This window comes from Streptomyces sp. NRRL S-646 (assembly GCF_000720765.1).
Lineage (GTDB): Bacteria > Actinomycetota > Actinomycetes > Streptomycetales > Streptomycetaceae > Streptomyces.
The window spans coordinates 492,694-508,937 of the sequence record NZ_JODC01000011.1 but is presented as its reverse complement, the minus strand read 5'-3'; the positions used below and the strand labels follow the sequence as shown (position 1 = coordinate 508,937).

At 68.2% G+C, this 16,244-nt stretch carries 14 protein-coding genes and 1 rRNA gene; 6 read left to right on the top strand and 9 right to left on the bottom strand.

What is annotated here, in order from left to right:
* Together rrf and IH68_RS0131130 are read left to right on the top strand one after the other, a co-directional pair.
* Positions 1-81: ribosomal RNA gene (gene rrf, locus IH68_RS0131135) — 5S ribosomal RNA — on the top strand; the annotation flags it as partial.
* Between the two features lie 70 nt (positions 82-151).
* Positions 152-703 (top strand): GNAT family N-acetyltransferase, encoded by a 552-nt coding sequence (locus tag IH68_RS0131130; RefSeq protein ID WP_030941619.1) that lies wholly within the window; start codon positions 152-154, stop codon positions 701-703.
* 16 nt (positions 704-719) lie between these two features.
* Here IH68_RS0131130 and IH68_RS0131125 read toward each other — a convergent pair whose 3' ends face one another.
* From IH68_RS0131125 to IH68_RS0131085, 9 genes are all read right to left on the bottom strand, one after another.
* Positions 720-2,213 carry a TraM recognition domain-containing protein gene (locus IH68_RS0131125; RefSeq protein WP_030941618.1) on the bottom strand — a complete coding sequence of 498 codons (1,494 nt, stop codon included), beginning with the start codon at positions 2,211-2,213 and terminating at the stop codon, positions 720-722.
* An 18-nt stretch (positions 2,214-2,231) separates the two neighbouring features.
* Complete coding sequence (locus tag IH68_RS0131120) at positions 2,232-3,659, bottom strand: ATP-binding protein (RefSeq protein ID WP_030941616.1); 1,428 nt, start codon at positions 3,657-3,659, stop codon at positions 2,232-2,234.
* A 13-nt stretch (positions 3,660-3,672) separates the two neighbouring features.
* Positions 3,673-5,232 carry an SCO6880 family protein gene (locus tag IH68_RS0131115; RefSeq protein ID WP_030941614.1) on the bottom strand — a complete coding sequence of 520 codons (1,560 nt, stop codon included), beginning with the start codon at positions 5,230-5,232 and terminating at the stop codon, positions 3,673-3,675.
* Entirely contained in the window at positions 5,229-6,569 is a 1,341-nt protein-coding gene (locus IH68_RS0131110; RefSeq protein ID WP_030941612.1) for a hypothetical protein, read from the bottom strand. Before IH68_RS0131110 ends, IH68_RS0131115 begins: the two co-directional genes overlap by 4 nt.
* A complete protein-coding gene (locus tag IH68_RS0131105) occupies positions 6,559-7,389 on the bottom strand; it encodes a hypothetical protein (RefSeq protein ID WP_030941611.1) in 831 nt (276 codons plus the stop codon). Before IH68_RS0131105 ends, IH68_RS0131110 begins: the two co-directional genes overlap by 11 nt.
* A 186-nt stretch (positions 7,390-7,575) precedes the next feature.
* Positions 7,576-7,884 carry a hypothetical protein gene (locus tag IH68_RS0131100; protein WP_014673544.1) on the bottom strand — a complete coding sequence of 103 codons (309 nt, stop codon included), beginning with the start codon at positions 7,882-7,884 and terminating at the stop codon, positions 7,576-7,578.
* 368 nt (positions 7,885-8,252) lie between these two features.
* Entirely contained in the window at positions 8,253-9,566 is a 1,314-nt protein-coding gene (locus IH68_RS0131095) for a S53 family peptidase (protein WP_030941609.1), read from the bottom strand.
* Positions 9,567-9,772: 206 nt separating this feature from the next.
* Entirely contained in the window at positions 9,773-10,057 is a 285-nt protein-coding gene (locus IH68_RS0131090; protein WP_030941607.1) for a DUF2500 family protein, read from the bottom strand.
* Positions 10,058-10,275: 218 nt separating this feature from the next.
* Entirely contained in the window at positions 10,276-11,649 is a 1,374-nt protein-coding gene (locus IH68_RS0131085) for a S53 family peptidase (RefSeq protein ID WP_030941605.1), read from the bottom strand.
* A 369-nt stretch (positions 11,650-12,018) separates the two neighbouring features.
* Here IH68_RS0131085 and IH68_RS0131080 point away from each other — a divergent pair, with 369 nt between their 5' ends.
* From IH68_RS0131080 to IH68_RS0131065, 4 genes are all read left to right on the top strand, one after another.
* Positions 12,019-12,588 carry a hypothetical protein gene (locus IH68_RS0131080; RefSeq protein WP_159403744.1) on the top strand — a complete coding sequence of 190 codons (570 nt, stop codon included), beginning with the start codon at positions 12,019-12,021 and terminating at the stop codon, positions 12,586-12,588.
* Between the two features lie 617 nt (positions 12,589-13,205).
* Entirely contained in the window at positions 13,206-13,979 is a 774-nt protein-coding gene (locus tag IH68_RS0131075) for a trypsin-like peptidase domain-containing protein (RefSeq protein WP_030941601.1), read from the top strand.
* Positions 13,980-14,185: 206 nt separating this feature from the next.
* On the top strand, positions 14,186-15,193 hold the full coding sequence (locus tag IH68_RS0131070; protein WP_030941600.1) for an NlpC/P60 family protein: 1,008 nt from the start codon (positions 14,186-14,188) through the stop codon (positions 15,191-15,193).
* Between the two features lie 232 nt (positions 15,194-15,425).
* The gene (locus IH68_RS0131065) at positions 15,426-16,133 is read left to right on the top strand and encodes a phosphatase PAP2 family protein (protein WP_030941598.1); all 708 of its coding nucleotides are present in this window, start codon (positions 15,426-15,428) and stop codon (positions 16,131-16,133) included.
* Positions 16,134-16,244 lie beyond the last annotated feature (111 nt).

The window sequence follows — 16,244 nt, the reverse complement described above, 5'->3', positions numbered from 1 at the left end:
ATTCCGAACCCGGAAGCTAAGCCTTACAGCGCCGATGGTACTGCAGGGGGGACCCTGTGGGAGAGTAGGACGCCGCCGAACAAAATTTGAGAAAACCCCCGTACCGATAACCGGTACGGGGGTTTTCTGCATTTCCGGTACGGTGGCCGACATGACGTACAAGATCCGTTCCATACGTGCCGACGAGTGGGCCGCGGTCAAGGAGCTGAGGCTCGAGGCGTTGCGGGATCCCGTTGCGCATCTGGCGTTCCTCGAGACCTACGACCAGGCCACTGCCCAGCCGGACTCCTTCTGGCAGGAGCGGGCCATCGGCGGTGCTGAAGGTGCGACCGGGGCACAGCAGATCATCGCGGAGGGTCCGGACGGGGAATGGGTCGGAACTCTGACCGTGCTGATCGAGGAGGCCGGCACTCAGGACTGGACCGGGCTCACGGTCGAGCGGAGGCAGGGGCACATCGTCGGTGTGTTCGTGCAGCCCGAATACCGCGGGATCGGACTGACCGAAGTGCTCTTCGACGCCGGCCTGGAGTGGGCCTGGGGGCGTGACGTGGAGCGGGTGCGGCTCATCGTCCACGAGGACAACGACCGGGCCCGGCGTTTCTACGGCAAGGCCGGCTTCGTCCTCACCGGGCTAGTCGTGCCGCTCGGTGAGGACACCGAGGAGCGCGAGCTGGAGATGGCTGTCGAGCGCGAGCAGCTCTAGAGGCTTGTCCGGAGGGCTATACCGGCAGTTCGTCGTGTGGCCAGCGGGCGCGGCCCTGTTCGCGGGAGCGGAGCAGGGCCAGGGTCGGCAGGCCCCGGTCCGCTCCGGTGGCCAGTAGCTCCGGGAGCTGGGGAAGCGGAGCCACGGCTGCGACGTCGTCGAGGACGAGCGTGAGTGGTGGGTCGAGGCGACCGGAGGATGACCGTTCGGCCATGCGCCGGCCGCGCTCGACCACGCTTGAGACGAGGGCCGTCAGAAGGGGCATCGCGCCCGGGTTGGTTCTGGGGTCCTCGATGGATTCCCCCACCACATAAAGCGTGCCCCCTTCATGGACGAAGGAATCCAAGGTGAGGGCATCTGTTCGGTTTGGAGTGCATGCCTCGCGGATGTTGACCGTGAAGAGGGCGGAGAGAGCTCGGCTGGTCAACTCCTGGGCCATGTCGCGGCGTTCGGGGTGTGCGGTGAGCGCGGCCTCGAGTTCGCCGGCGGAGCCGGGGGCCGCCTTGGGATTCGTACGGAGGATGCGGACCGCGTCCTGGACCTGGGCGCCCTGGGACCAGCGGTGGACGTGGCGGATGGTGCGGCCGTCGACGGCGGCCGCGTGCACATAGCTGCGCAGGAGCGTTTCGGCTGTTGCTGCCAGGGCCTGGTCGAGTTTCGCCGTGGGGCGGATCGGGGCGAGGAGGGCGTCCGCTCTGGCCGTGGCCGTCTGTTTGTCCTCGCAGCCCGTGGTGGGGGACCAGTGCAGCCGGGCCGGGGTGTCGCAGAGGTGGGCGGGGTCGTAGAGGAGGACGGGGCCCAGTTTTGCCCGGGCGTCCTTGGTGTCCGACCAGACCGCCGGGTTCGAGGTGATGACGAGGGCCGGGCCTTCCGCGTCGCGTACGGCCTGGGTGGCGGTCGCCTGGCGGGTTTCTCTCGGGGCTACGACGAGTGTTTCCCGAGCGCCGCTCATTCCGCCCACCCCGGCCACCGTCGTCCGGTCGTCGGCGAACAGGGAGGGTGAGGGTTCGGGCATGGGTGCCGGTTCCTGGAGGAGTTCCGTCGGCTGCGGTTCGGGCGGTACCGTCCTCGGTGTCGGGACCTCGTGGTGCGGCGGCTCGGGTGTGGGGCGTTCGAGTGGCGTCGGATGTTCTGTGCGTCGCTTCAGGCGGCCTGCGCGCCAGCGTGCGAACGTGCCCATCGCGAACACCGTCAGTACGAACAGCACCATCAGCTGGCCGATGAACAGGCCCCAGAACAGGCCGTAGCCGGAAAGCTGCGTGCTCGGGGTCTCGGGCCAGGCGCCCGGGATGTCGTGCGGTTGGCCGATGAGGTGGCGCATGGCGAGGGGGGTGCGGGTGAAGGTGACGCCATTTGGCCAGCTGCCCTTGGCGAACAGGCCGGCGAGGCCCGTGGCCGTCCACACCAGCAGGGTCATGCCGAGGAGGAAGGCGAGTATGCCGAGCAGGAGCCCGTCCGGGATGCCGCCCTGCCCGTCCCGGGCTTCTCTTCGCCGGTCGTCCGGTCTCACCACGTCCCGCCTCCCCTGCTACGCCACCGTCGACTCGGACGGCCCCTCGAAGTCGCTCAGGTGCTGCTCCACGAAGGCGGCCGCGCGCTCCTCCGCCTCCAGCTCGGCGGCGCGCAGGGCGTCGTCGTTCAGTTGGCGCTCGGCGGACGACTCCGTCATGGCGCGGTCGGTGAAGACCAGTGGGCGTTCCGTCTCGGTGATCAGGTGTTTGACGACCTGGACATTGCCGTTGACGTCCCAGACGGCGATGCCGGGGGTGAGGGTGGGGATGATCTCCACCGCCCAGCGGGGGAGGCCCAGGACGCGGCCCGTCGCCCGCGCCTCGTCGGCTTTCTGGGCGTAGATCGTCCTCGTCGACGCCATCTTCAGGATGGCCGCGGCTTCCTTTGCCGCCGCGCCGTCGACGACGTCCGACAGGTGGTGGACCACCGCCACGAAGGACAGACCGAGCCGGCGGCCGAACTTCAGCAGCCGCTGGAACAGCTGGGCCACAAAGGGGCTGTTGATGATGTGCCAGGCCTCCTCGACCAGGAAGATGCGCTTCTTCCGGTCGGGGCGGATCCAGGTGTGTTCCAGCCATACGCCGACGATCGCCATCAGGATCGGCATGGCGATGGAGTTGCGGTCGATGTGGGACAAATCGAACACGATGAGGGGTGCGTCGAGGTCGATGCCGACCGTGGTCGGGCCGTCGAACATGCCGCGGAGGTCACCGTCGACCAGACGGTCCAGGACCAGTGCCACGTCCAGGCCCCAGGCCCGTACGTCCTCTATGGCGACGTTCATCGCCTCGGCCGACTCCGGTTCGGGGTGCCGTAGCTGCTCGACGATGTCGGTGAGGACCGGCTGGCGTTCGAGGATCGTCTCGTTGACGTAGGCGTGGGCGACCTTCAGGGCGAAGCCGGAGCGCTCGTCCAGGCCGTGGCCCATCGCGACCTCGATGATCGTCCGGAGCAGCGCGAGCTGGCCCGTCGTCGTGATCGCCGGGTCGAGGGGGTTGAGGCGGATGCCGTGGTCCAGGGCCGCCGTCGGGTCGAGCCGGATGGGAGTTATCCCCAGCTCCTCCGCGATCAGGTTCCATTCGCCGACGCCGTCCTCGCCCTGCGCGTCGAGGACGACGACCTGGCGGTCGCGGAAGCGCAGCTGCCGTAGGACGTAGGTCTTCTCCAGGGCCGACTTGCCGTTGCCGGACTCGCCGAGGACCAGCCAGTGGGGGGCCGGGAGCTGCTGGCCGTACAGCTGGAAGGGGTCGTAGATGTAGCCCTTGCCGGAGTAGACCTCGCGGCCGATGATCACGCCCGAGTCGCCCAGGCCCGGGGCGGCCGTGGGCAGGTAGACCGCCTGGGCCTGGCCTGTCGACGTGCGCACCGGCAGCCGGGTCGTCTCGACCTTCCCGAAGAGGAAGGACGTGAAGGCGTCGGTCAGGACGGACAGCGGATCCCGCATCAGAGCTCAGCCCCTACCTTCGGATGCCGGTGGCGAACGGGAGCGTGTTCACGAAGGCGCGATGGTGTTCTCTGTCGCACCACTCCAGCTTCAGGTACGACTTTCCGGCCGAGGCGCGGATGGTCCGCTTGTCGCGGGCGAGGGACTCGGGGGAGCGGGAGGAGACGGTGATGTAGCCGACCAGGTTCACGCCTGCCGCGCCGCTCGCCAGGTCCTCGCCGCGCTGGTCCAGACGGTTGTGGGCGGCGACGTCGCGGGGGTCGACGGTGCGGTTCATCTTGGCGGCGCGGGAGGCCTCGGCCTCGTCGTTGGTCTTCTCGGTCAGCATGCGTTCGATGGCTACCTCGGTGGGCTCGAGATCCATAGTGACGGCGACCGTTCGGATGACGTCCGGGGTGTGGACGAGCAGCGGGGCCAGGAAGTTGACGCCGACGGGTGTCATCGGCCATTCCTTCACCCAGGCCGTGGCGTGGCACCAGGGCGCGCGGGTGGACGACTCCCGGGTCTTGGCCTGGAGGAACGTCGGCTCCATGGCGTCCAGTTCGGCCGGCCAGGCGTTGCGCTTGGTCATCGCCTGGATGTGGTCGATCGGGTGGTCGGGGTCGTACATGGAGTGGATGAGGGAGGCGAGACGGCCCTGCCCGAGGGGCTGGCGTACGCGGATGTCCGCCTCCTGGAGGCGGGAGCAGATGTCGGTGAGCTCACGGGCCATGACGACCGCGAGACCGGCGTCCCGGTCCACCTTGCGGCCGTTCTGGGGGCGCGCGGCGCGGGCCATCGCCTGTGCCTCGGCCGCGAGGTCGCGGGTGAAGTGCATGCAGGCGACGAGGTAGGCGCGGTGCTGCTCGCTGCTCGTCGACACCATCGACTGCAGTTGGTCGTACGACTGCTGCAGCCAGCCCAGCGACTTCTCGTCCCCGCGGATGGCGACGTCCTTGGCGTGGGCGTCGGGGTCGGCGGGGAGGGTGCGGGCGAGCATCTGGAGGCGGGTGACGAAGCCGTCCCCGTTGGCGACGTGCTTGAGGAGCGTGCCGAAGCGGTCGACGAGGGCTTCCTGGTCCTCCGAGTCGCGCAGGCCGACTCCGGGGCCCTCGATTTCGATGGCTGCTGTCACCGTGCGGCGGTCCGCGTGGAGGAGTACGGCGATCTCGTCCGGGCCGAAGGGGGCGGCCAGCCAGGTGATGCGGCCGATCCCGGGGGGCGGGCCGATCTCGACCTCGCGTCCGTCGAGCCGCGTACCGGCCTCGATGACACCGCTGCGGTAGAGGGTGCCCTGCTTCAGGGTGCGCTTGTAACTGCGGTTGATCTCGAACCACTTGTAGAACGTGCGGTGCTTGTACGGCACGTAGACCGCCATCAGCGCCAGCAGCGGGAAGCCCATCAGCAGCACGATGCGCAGGGAGAGGACGGGGACGAGGAGCCCGCACATCATGCCGAGGAACGCACCCGCGATGATCAGCGCGATCTCGCCGGACTCGCGGTTGCGGCCGACGATCGCGTTCGGCCGGGCGCGGCCGATGAGATATGTACGGCGGGGCGTGACCGGATGGGACAGGTGGGACTCGGTCGTCAACGCCCTTCACCTCCCGTGCGGTTGGTACTGCTGTTGCGGGTGTTGCTGGCGTGCGGGGTGTTCACCGGGCTCGACGAACGGGGTGCGGGTGCGGCGGAGGGGACGGATCCGCCGCCACCGTTCGAGGGGCGGGTGCTGTGGGCGGCGACGCCGCCGGAGGCCGGGTTGGCCGGGCGGGGGCCGCCGTTGGAGGACGACTGGCCGCCGCCTCCGTTGTCGTTGGCGCGGGCGCTGTGGGTCTTGATGCCCTGCGCGACCATGGTCGCCGGGGAGCTGATGACCGCGGCGGCCTTGCCCTCGGCGCCCTGCATGATGCGGTTGTTGCGGCCGCTGGCGATCTCGTCGCCGAAGCCGGGGACGAAGCGGTAGATCATCGCCGAGGCGAAGATCGCCAGCAGGATGATGGCGAGGCCGGAGACGACGGCGGAGAACGAGTCCGGGCCGTTCGCGGAGGACAGGGCGCCGGCGAGGCCGAGCACGATCACGATGATCGGCTTGACGAGGATCACCGCGATCATGATGCCCGCCCAGCGGCGGACGTGGCTCCACAGGTTCTTGTCGACCAGGCCCGCGTAGACGACGGTGCCGAGGAGGGCGCCGACGTAGAGGAGGGCGGCGCGGATGACGAGCTCCAGCCAGAGCACGCCTGCGGCGAGGATGCTGACCAGGGACACGACGATCAGCATGATGGGGCCGCCGCCGATGTTCTCGCCCTTGTTGAGGGCGCCGGAGAACGTGCCGAAGAAGGTGTCCGTCTGGTCGCCGGTCGTCTTGGCGAGGACGTCGGTCACGCCGTCGGTCGCCGATACGACGGTGTAGAGGATCAGGGGTGTGAAGGCCGAGGCCAGGACGGTGAGCCAGAGGAAGCCGATCGCCTCCGAGATCGCCGTCGTGAGGGGGACACCTCGGACGGCTCGCTTGGCCACGGCCAGCAGCCAGAGCAGGAGGGTGAGGATCGTGGAGGCCGCGAAGACCACTGCGTACTGCTGAAGGAACTTCTGGTTGGTGAAGTCGACGTTCGCGGTTTCTTTTACGGCCTCGCTGAGCTTGTCGACGGTCCAGGAGGCGGCCTTTGCACAGCCCTTGGCGAGGGAGGAGAGGGGGTCGAGGGTGGAGGTGGGGTCGAGGGAGCCGCCGCCCGTGCCGGTGAGGCCTTTGTCGCCGTTGCCGCGTTCGCAGTAGTCCTTGGCGGGGCCGTGGATCAGGTCGCAAGGGTCGTTGCTCGCCGTGGGCGAGGGCGTGGGTGCCGCGAAGGCATGCGTGGCCATGAGGACTGCGGAGGTTTGTACGGCCGCGACAAGGGCGGTCAGCTTGAGTGCGCGTCGCTTAGCGGGCATACGTGAACCCTCCGTACTCCTCGACGGCCTTCGCCATGTCGTCGGCGTTGGAGGCCTTGTCGTCGCCTGGGACGGGCGCGGGGCCTTCCTTCTGAGAGTGCGTCACGATCTTCCAGTCACCGCCGGTCCACTCCAGTTTGATGGTGATGGTGAACCAGCTGTTCGTGACCGGGTTCGTGGAGTTCTCACCGGCAAGGCCGAGGAGGCCGCTGCACCAGACCTCGACGGTCGCGTTGTTCTCGGAGGACGCGGTGACCTTGGTGCCGATCGGGCTTGTGCGGGAAACGAAGGTATAGCCCGACGGTGTAGAACCGTCCTCGTTGAGCCCAACGTTCTTGTTGAACTCCGGCGTGTACGCCTGGTCCAGCTTCGACTCGAAGCCTGCGACGCGGGAAGGCGTGATCACGGCCTGCAGGATGGCGTCCCGCCTGGTCTTGTTGAACATGTCGGATGAGCCCAGCGCGACCGAGTAGTTCGCCGCAGCGCTCTGCGCCCCCTGCTGGTCATGTGCGAACCCCGTCGGGATCCCGCCCGCCGTCGTCCGTACCGGCTTCGTGCCGCTCGCAGCCGTAGACGCAGCGTCCGGCTTGCTCCCGCTCCCGCTGTCCGAAGAGGAATCGCCTCCTCCACGGTTCGCGAAGGCGATCGCGGCGATGAGCAGGACCACCACGCCCACCACCGTGATCAGGCTCCGGGACGACGACCGGCCGCCGCGCCGTGCGCCCCCGTACACATCGCCGCCCCCCTCGGGCAGCCTGGTCCGGGTCTGGCCCGTGCCGCCGTAACCGCCGGAGGCCTCGTGCTCGTCTCCGAGACTCATGCCGTGTACGCCCTCTCCAGCTCGTAGACATACGACGGTAGCCGTGCTGGTTCCCGCGCGGGCGCGGTGTGGTGACTCGACATCAGGGAAACGCAACCTCAGCCGGTGGGCACGACGGGCGGGTGGGGGTAGAGGGGACCGGGCGGGCCCGGCGGGGACTGGAGGACGCCTGCCGTAAAAGGCCTGCTAGACGGCCATGCCGTACACGATGGTGAAGAGCGTGCCCAGCGAACCGATGATGAATACCCCGGTGAGACCGGCGATGATGAGGCCTTTGCCTTGTTCCGCGCTGAAGGTGTCGCGGAGCGCGGTCGCGCCGATGCGCTGCTTCGCGGCGCCCCAGACGGCGATGCCGAGGCAGAGGAGAATGGCGACGGCCATCACCACCTCGATCATGACCTTCGCCTCGTTGCCCAGGCTGCCGAAGGGGCCCCAGTCCGGAGCGATCCCGCCGATGATGGTGTTGATGTCTCCCTTGTCGGCCGCAAAGAGCATGTAAGTCACCGCCCCTGGTGGGTAGTTCCGCAGTCCCCTGCGGGGATGCAGAGGTCAGGCTCATTCTCGCCGACAATGCTGCCTTCGTATGTCGACTTGGCGTCATTGCTTGGCGGGTTTCGTACGAATAGCTGTTAGGTCACTCTGTGTATCACGGCAGGTCACGCCGGGCAATGAGGCCTGAGCGGAACCTGTGGTGGGGTTCCGTCGTTGATCTCTCTTACGACCTGAATCGTTCCTGACGGGGGGTCGGGCGAGGGGTCGAGCCGATGTTCTCCGGGTGACGGACGAACGCATGAAGAGTATCCGGTACGGCGAACGGGCCGCGGCTGGTGGCCACGGCCCGCTCGGTGACGGAGAGTCAGTCGTCAGCCGGTGAAGGCGGAGACCCCCTCAGGGGTGCCCCAACCGGTCGGGCCGTCGTACCCCGACCGGGCGGTGCACAGGTAGCTGGTGGAGCAGCTGCCGTTGTTGCCGCTGGTGACGTCGTTGAGGGCGGAGGTGCCGGCCTTCGCGTAGGGGAAGGAGGCCGGGTAGGAGGAGGACGAGGGGGTGCCGGCGAGGGCGTAGACGCCCGCGATGATCGGGGACGAGGCGCTGGTGCCGCCGAAGGTGTACCAGCCGGCGGTGATGCCGTAGGAGTCGTAGACGGAGACGCCGGTGGCGGGGTCGGCGACGGCGGAGACGTCGGAGATCGTGCGCTTGGTGCAGCCGGTGTCGGTCTGCCAGGTCGGCTTGGCGTCGTAGGAGGAGCAGCCGGATCCTGTGCCTTCGGTGCTTGACGTCTTCCAGACGGTTTCCGTCCAGCCTCGGGTGGTGGAGGTGGACTTGGAGAGCGCGGTGCCGCCCACCGAGGTCACGTAGCGGGAGGCCGCCGGGTATTCGGCGCCGTAGCCGCTGTCGCCCGCGCTGACGGTGATGGCGACGCCCGCGTGGTTGAAGTACGAGGAGTCGTAGCTCGTGTCGGAGGAGGACTCCGAGCCGCCGTAGCTGTTGGAGACGTACTTCGCGCCGAGGGTGACCGCGCGGTTCACCGCCGTGCCGAGGTTGGCCATCGTGGCGGAGGTCGCCTCGACGAGCAGGATGTTGCACTTGGGGCAGATGGCGGACGCCATGTCGAGGTCGAGGGAGATCTCCTCGGCCCAACCGCTGTCGGCGGAGGGCAGGGAGGTCGTCGAGCCCGTCTGGCTGACCTTCTTGAAGCAGCCGTTGGCGGTGGTGCAGGCGGAGAGGCCGTAGTACGAGCGGTAGGTGGCGAGGTCGGCCTCGGCGTTCGGGTCGTCGTAGGCGTCGACGATGGCGATGGTCTCGCCGGAGCCGTTGGAGGCGGCGGCTGAGGTGAGGCCGTAGGCCGACTGGAGGTCGGTGGGGCCGTAGCCGGAGGGAGTGGCCGCGTCGGCTGCCTTGGGGGTGACGCCCGTCTTTGCCGCCTGCTGCTTCTGGAAAGCGGTGAGGCCGCCGGTGACGCGGTAGGAGTTGCAGGCCAGTTCGCCCTTGTGGGCGGGGATGGCGCAGGGGGTTGCGGTCCAGGTGACCTTGGTGGAGGCGGCCTGCTGGGCCGCGTCGGCCTGGACGGCGGTGCCGAAGCCGGTGAGGAGCAGGGCGGCCGTGGCGGCCGCTGCGGTGGTGATACGACGCCAACCGCGGCGGCCGGCCGGTCTGTCGGGGGGAGCGGAACGCATCGTGCAGCCTCCTGATGTTCCCGGTGTTTCCGATGGGGGTGGGACAGGGGCGGTGCGGGTGCGCTGCCGAGCCTCTCTTGTTGAGTACGCGACAACAAGTGAGGCTCGGAATCCTGACTTCCGGCTTACCGAACGCGGTCTTGGGCTTTACTCAACTCACAGGCAATTCACCGGAGTTGCATTGAACCGGGCCTGTGTCTGCTCCCCTAGCGTGTGGTGCACTTGGGGTAGGTCGAACCCTCGGCGCAGTTGCTGTAGGCGCTGTAGCTGACGTCGACCTCCTGCTCGTCGCCGTTCTTCGGGCGGACCATCAGCTCGTACTCGGTGTGGCAGCTGCGGGTCCTCTTCGTGCCCTTCTTCTTCGTCTTGCACTCGTGGTCCGTGTTCTTGCTGACCACGGTGCCGGTGACGTTCTTCGAGCTGCTGCTGCAACCGGCCAGTGGCGCGGTGAGTGCGGCGACGGTGAGCAGGACTGCGAGCGTGCGCTTCATGTGTTTCCCCCGGGGCGTCGTGGATCGGACGGCGACGTTCTCCGGAAGATGGTGCCCGATGCACGGTCGTGTCAGAACGGCGGGGCCGCACGGGAAAACGGGCCGCGACCGGCTGCCGTGACCCGTTTCCCTTTCCGTGCCGCCGAGGAGGCCCCACGTACTCCCTCGTTCCGGCGGCTCCCCGTGACCCGACGGGGTGGTCGTGCTGCCTACTGCTGTCAGCTCGCCGTGAAGGCGTCGAGGCCCTCGGGGGTGCCCCAGCCGGTCGGGCCGTCGTAGCCGGACTTCGCGGTGCAGAAGTAGCTGGTGGAGCAGGAGCCGTTGCTGCCGCTCGTCACGTCGTTGAGGGCGGAGGTGCCGGCCGCCTTGTAGGGGTACTGCGCCGGGTAGTCGCTGCTGCCCGGGGTGCCGGCGAGGGCGTAGACCGATGCGATGAGCGGGGACGAGGCGCTGGTGCCGCCGTAGGTGTTCCAGCCGGTGCCGTCGGAGCCGTAGGTGTCGTAGACGGAGACGCCGGTGGCGGGGTCGGCGACCGCGGAGACGTCACCGATCATGCGCTTGGTGCAGCCGGTGTCGGTCTGCCAGGAGGGCTTCGCGTCGTACGAGGAGCAGCCGGAGCCGGTGCCTTCTGTGCTGCTGGTGTTCCAGACGCTCTCGGTCCAGCCGCGGCTGTTGGAGGACGTCGAGAGCTTGGTGCCGCCGACTGCTGTCACGTACTTCGAGGCGGCCGGGTATTCGGCGCCGTAGCCGCTGTCGCCGGCGCTCGCCGTGATGGCGACGCCCGGGTGGTTGTAGTACGAGGAGTCGTACGTCGTGTCCGAGGAGGACTCGGAGCCGCCGTAGCTGTTGGACACGAACTTGGCGCCGAGCTTGACGGCCTCGTTCACGGCCGTACCCAGGTTGGCGTCGGACGCCGACTTGGCCTCGACGAGGAGGATGTTGCAGTTCGGGCAGGTCGCGCTGACCATGTCGAGGTCGAGGGAGATCTCACCGGCCCAGCCGCTGTCGGCGGAGGGGAGGGAGGTCGTGGAGCCGGTCTGGGAGACCTTGCTGAAGCAGCCGTTGTCGGTCGTGCAGTCCGACAGGCCGTAGTACGAACGGTAAGTGGCCAGGTCTGCCTCGGCGTTCGGGTCGTCGTAGGCGTCGACGATGGCGACGGTCTCGCCGGAGCCGTTGGAGGAGGCCGCGTCCGTCAGGCCGTACGCCGACTGGATGTCGCTCGGGCCGTAACCCGTCGGGTCGTCGGTGGCGGCGTTCGGCTTGATGGTCTTGGGGGCGACGCCCTTGAGCGCGGCCTGCTTCTCCATGAAGGCCGTGGTGCCGCCGGTGACGCGCAGGGCGTTGCACGCGGCGTAGCCCTTCTTCGGGGTCGCGCCACAGGCCTTCGTGTACTGCACGTGGGCCTTGGCGACCTGCGCGGCGATCGCCTTGGTGCTCACCTTGTGGGCGGCCGTCGTGGTCGTGGTGGCGGCGTTCGCCTGGACCGCGGTGCCGAATCCGGCGAGGACCAGCGCTGCGGTGGCCGCGGCGGCCGAGCCGATCCGGCGCCATCTGTCGGATATGTGGGGGGAGTTGGGGGTGGTCGTACGCAACGTACAGCCTCCTGGGAGTGGTGGGCAGAGGCCTGCGGTGGGGGGACTGCCGGGGGTGTCCGGCAGGGGCGGCGACCCGCGTAGACCATCGCTTGTTGAGTACGCGACAAACAAGGCAGTTTCGGAATACTGACTTCCGCATTACTGAAGGGGGTTGGCGGATTGCTGCTCAATGGCGGTGCGATGGAGGGGGGTTGGGGGTGGCTTGACTTCGCGCACAGCATTCGGACAGGTGGGGGACAGGTTTACGCGCGTCACGTCCCCGGCTGTGGTCGGCTCTGCTTGGGAAGGGCGGGGGTCAAGTCTGTGTCATGTGGCATCGGCGTCTGAGAGGGCGGGAGTTGGCCTACGTATGTAGTTGGCATGTGGATGGCGACTCCGAAGAAGAGCAATCCTGTGATCCAGCACCGCATCGTCCTCGCGTCGGCCGCCGGCCTCGTCTGCGCCTTCCTGCTGGCGGCGTGCGACTCGTCGAACAGTGACGCCTCCGGTACGAGCGCTGCCGGCGTCGCGCCGGTCACGTCGGCGGCGTCGGCGCCGGCGACCTCGGCGCCGGCCGGTGGCGGGGACTCCGGGAGCGGGCAGACGGCCACGGTGAGGGCCGAGGCCGTCAAGGGCGGGGGCAGCGTGGTCACCGACGGCACCGGGGCGACCCTCTACCGCTACGACAAGGACAGGCCGAATCCGTCCAGGTGGACGTGTGCGGGTGCATGCGTGAAGACGTGGATTCCGGTCATCGTGCCTGACTCCGTGCAGACGGTGGGTGTGGAGAAGAGTCTTCTCGGCACGGTCCACCGTGACGGCAGGAAGCAACTCACCCTCGGGGGGTGGCCGTTGTACCGGTATGTGGGGGATACGGGGGCGGGGCAGCTGAACGGGCAGGGGAAGGACGGGGAGTGGTATGCGGTCACTCCGGCCGGGGGGAAATCGGTTTTCTGAGTGATCCCTAGCGTTCGCGCCGTGTCATACCCGGGGCCCGTACGCCCTCCGTGTCGTGCTCATGGAATCCGGGCGGCTCCGGGTGGCCGTACGGGACACGGACCTCCGCGTCCCGTACGGGTTCCGGGCTGAACCCGCCGTAGCCGCAGAAGGCGCCGAAGGTGGGCGTGGGCTGCAGCTCGTGCGGCCTTTGCGGACTCGGTCGGGGTTTCCGTGCTGCGGGAGCTCGCCGCGTCGAGGGGCGGGAAGCTGCTGTGGGCCGAATGTCAGTCCGGTGGCCTAACGTGATGGTGTGGGTTCGGAGAGTGATGGGAGGGTGTTGTGGCAAAGGTGGAGTCGTGGGGCAGGAGGGCTGCGGGCGCGTGTGCGGAGCGTGACGCGGAGGCGGGGGAGCAGGTCGCACAGTACGGTGGATTCGACGCTGAGCGGGATCTCGGACCTCCCAGTGACCCCGCTCGTGCAGCCGGCGAGGAGGAGGGACGGAGGCAGCGAGCGATGTCCGTATCGTCCGAGGCTTCCATGTACCTGAGGGCGCGGCCGCAGGAAGGATCGTTCACGGAGAGATCCAAGTGAACGGCAGACCTTTTTCTCACCTTCGTCGGCCACAGTGGGTGCCGATGAAGCGCATCCCACGCATCAGCAGGCGTGTCACCAGTCCCCTGTGCGCGGCCGTCGTGCTCCTTGTGCCGGCGCTCACCTCCGCTTCCCTCGCCAATGCGGATGACGGGCCGGGACCCCTCGGGGTCACCGCCGTCGCGTCGGACAACGCGCAGTCCAGGAAGGTCGGGGCCCTCTTCGACGCCGACCGAAGATCCTCACTGGCCGGCGGGCACTTCTGCACCGCCTCCGTCGTGTACAGCCCGCGCCGCAATCTCATCGTCACCGCGGCCCACTGTCTGGGCGGGAGCAAGGACGGGGACCTCGTCTTCGTGCCCGGGTACCGGGCGGGCCGGGCGCCGTACGGGGTGTGGACGGTGCGGAAGGTGTTCCTGCCTGACGGGTGGGCCAAGGGGCAGCACGAGGACAGTGACGTCGCCTTTGCCGTCGTCGAAAACAAGGGCGGGAAGGGCGTCGAGGACGCCGTCGGCGGGAACCCCTTCGTGGCCGGTATGGCGACCGGGGCCACCGCCGTCACCATCACCGGGTATCCCAACTCCCGGGAAGTGCCCGTCAGCTGTACCAACAGACCGACCGTGCACAGCCGTACCCAGCAGCGGATCTACTGTCCCGGCCTTGCGGGAGGAACCAGCGGCAGTCCCTGGGTCAACGGGGACAAGGCGGTCGTCGGGATCCTGGGCGGGCACGAGAAGGGCGGGAGCACGGACGACATCTCGTACAGCGTGGTGTTCGGAGCGGAAGTGGCCGAGCTGTATCGGGACGCGACCGGCTGACGGCCGGCGGGGCGCGCCACAAGGCGGATATCGGGCGCCATTTGGCGCGTAACCACCTTGCGGTGCATGCCTGTTGGCAGGGGATGGGTATGGCCTTTCCGCGTGCAGTTTCTCCGTCTGTTTCTCCTTCTGTGTGATCACCCGGAAACACCGGACGCGCCCCTAGACTGACGTGGGCTATCGGACTACCGGGCGGTGAGGGGCGGCTGACGGTGCGTAAGGCGTGGATCATTGCCGGCGTTTCCGTCGGCTCTGCCCTGTCCTTCGTCATGCTGCTCGTCGTCGGGGTGTACGTCGTCGCCGGGAACCTCGTCAACGGGGTGGGCGGCGGGACCAAGGCGTTGGCCAAGGGGGCCGTGCCCGCCGCGTACTCGGCCATCGTGCAGAGGTGGGGCAACCTCTGCCCCGCCCTCAACCCCGCGCTGCTCGCCGCCCAGCTCTACCAGGAGAGCGGGTTCAATCCGAACGCCAGGAGTGCGGCGGCCGCGGAAGGGATAGCGCAGTTCATCCCCGGCACCTGGGCCACGCACGGTGTCGACGGCAACGGGGACGGGGTCAAGAACGTCTGGGACCCGGCGGATGCCATTCCGTCCGCCGCCTCCTACGACTGCCAGCTCGCCTCGTACGTCAAGGACGTGCCCGGGAATCTGACTGAAAACATGCTCGCCTCGTACAACGCGGGGTCCTACGCGGTGATCAAGTACGGCGGCGTGCCGCCGTACAAGGAGACCCAGAACTACGTCAAGACGATCACTACGCTCGAGGAGAGCTTCGCCGCGCCCGTCAGCCGGGTGGATCCCAGCAAGCAGGCCGCGGGGGCCATCTACTACGCGCAGAAGAAGCTCGGCACGCCCTATCTGTGGGGCGGCAACGGGACCGCCGAGGACAACGGGCGTTTTGACTGCTCGGGGCTGACCAAGGCCGCGTACGAGAGTGTCGGGATCACGCTGCCGCGGGTGGCCAACGACCAGTACAACGCCGGACCGCACCCGAAGCGGGACGAGCTACTGCCCGGCGATCTCGTGTTCTTCTCCCAGGACCCCACCGACTCCCGGGCCATCCACCACGTGGGGATCTATGTGGGTGGCGGGTACATGATCGACGCGCCGAGGACGGGCGCGGTGATCCGGTTCGACCCCATCGACACCTCCGAGTACTTCGGAGCCACGCGAGTCACCGAAGATGGCGCGAAAGCACTGCCCACCACGGTGTGAACCGAGCGTGAACCCACCCCCTGAGCTGCAGAGATGAGTCTCTCTTCGATAACGTCTGCGTGATCATTCGGTGGAGTGTGGAACGTAGTGACTGGGACCGTGCGTTCCTGTTCTCGTAGTCATCCGACAGTCATCCCGGTGGCTGTCCACGACATGACCTACAACCACGGGGGTGGGTAAGCGGGCGTGCGCGAGTACGTCCGGCAGCAGACGACGAAGGGGCCGCAGCACCATGGCTGGACTCGCCGAATCCGGGTCGAACCCCGACGTCGACCTGCTCTACGACATCAATGGCCTGGCCAAGGACGCGCCGCACTGGCTCGACCGGGTCGTCTCCTTCGTCGGTGAGTACGGGCTGCTGCTGGCCATGGTGCTGCTGGTGGTGTGGTGCTGGTCGTCCGTGCGGCGGCGGGGGGACGAGGACGCTGCTTCGTCCGTGGCCGCGTTGGTATGGGCGCCGGTTGCTGCGGCGTTGGCGGTGCTGGTGAATGTGCCGATACGGGGGTTTGTCGAGCGGCCTCGGCCGTTTCGTACCCATGACGGGCTTGATGTTCTGGTGTCCGGGAAGACCGACTACTCGTTTGTGAGCGATCACGCGACCATCACCATGGCTGTGGCGGTGGGGGTGTTTGTCGCCAATCGGAAGTTCGGGGCTGTCGGGATCGGGTTGGCGCTGCTCGAAGGGTTTTGCCGGGTTTATATGGGTGTGCACTATCCGACTGATGTGGTCGGGGGGTTTGCGCTCGGGACGGCTGTGGCGTTGCTGTTGTCGCCGGTTGCCATGCTGCTGCTTACGCCTGTGGTGAAGGCCGTTGAGGGGTCGGCTTGGGGTGGGTGGTTCGTGCGGAAGCCTGGGCGGGCGGCCGTAGGGCAGGGCGCGTTGATCCCCGGGGCGCGGAATGAGGCCCTGGGGGCGGATGAGCGGGACCTCGCTGCATAGGTGACCCGGGGTGGGCCGGCGTACGGGGGCGTTGCTTGCCCGCGCGCGGGGTGCCGCTCTCTTAGGGACGGGTGCCGCCCTTAGCGGCACTGACGCCCGCATCCAAGGCGG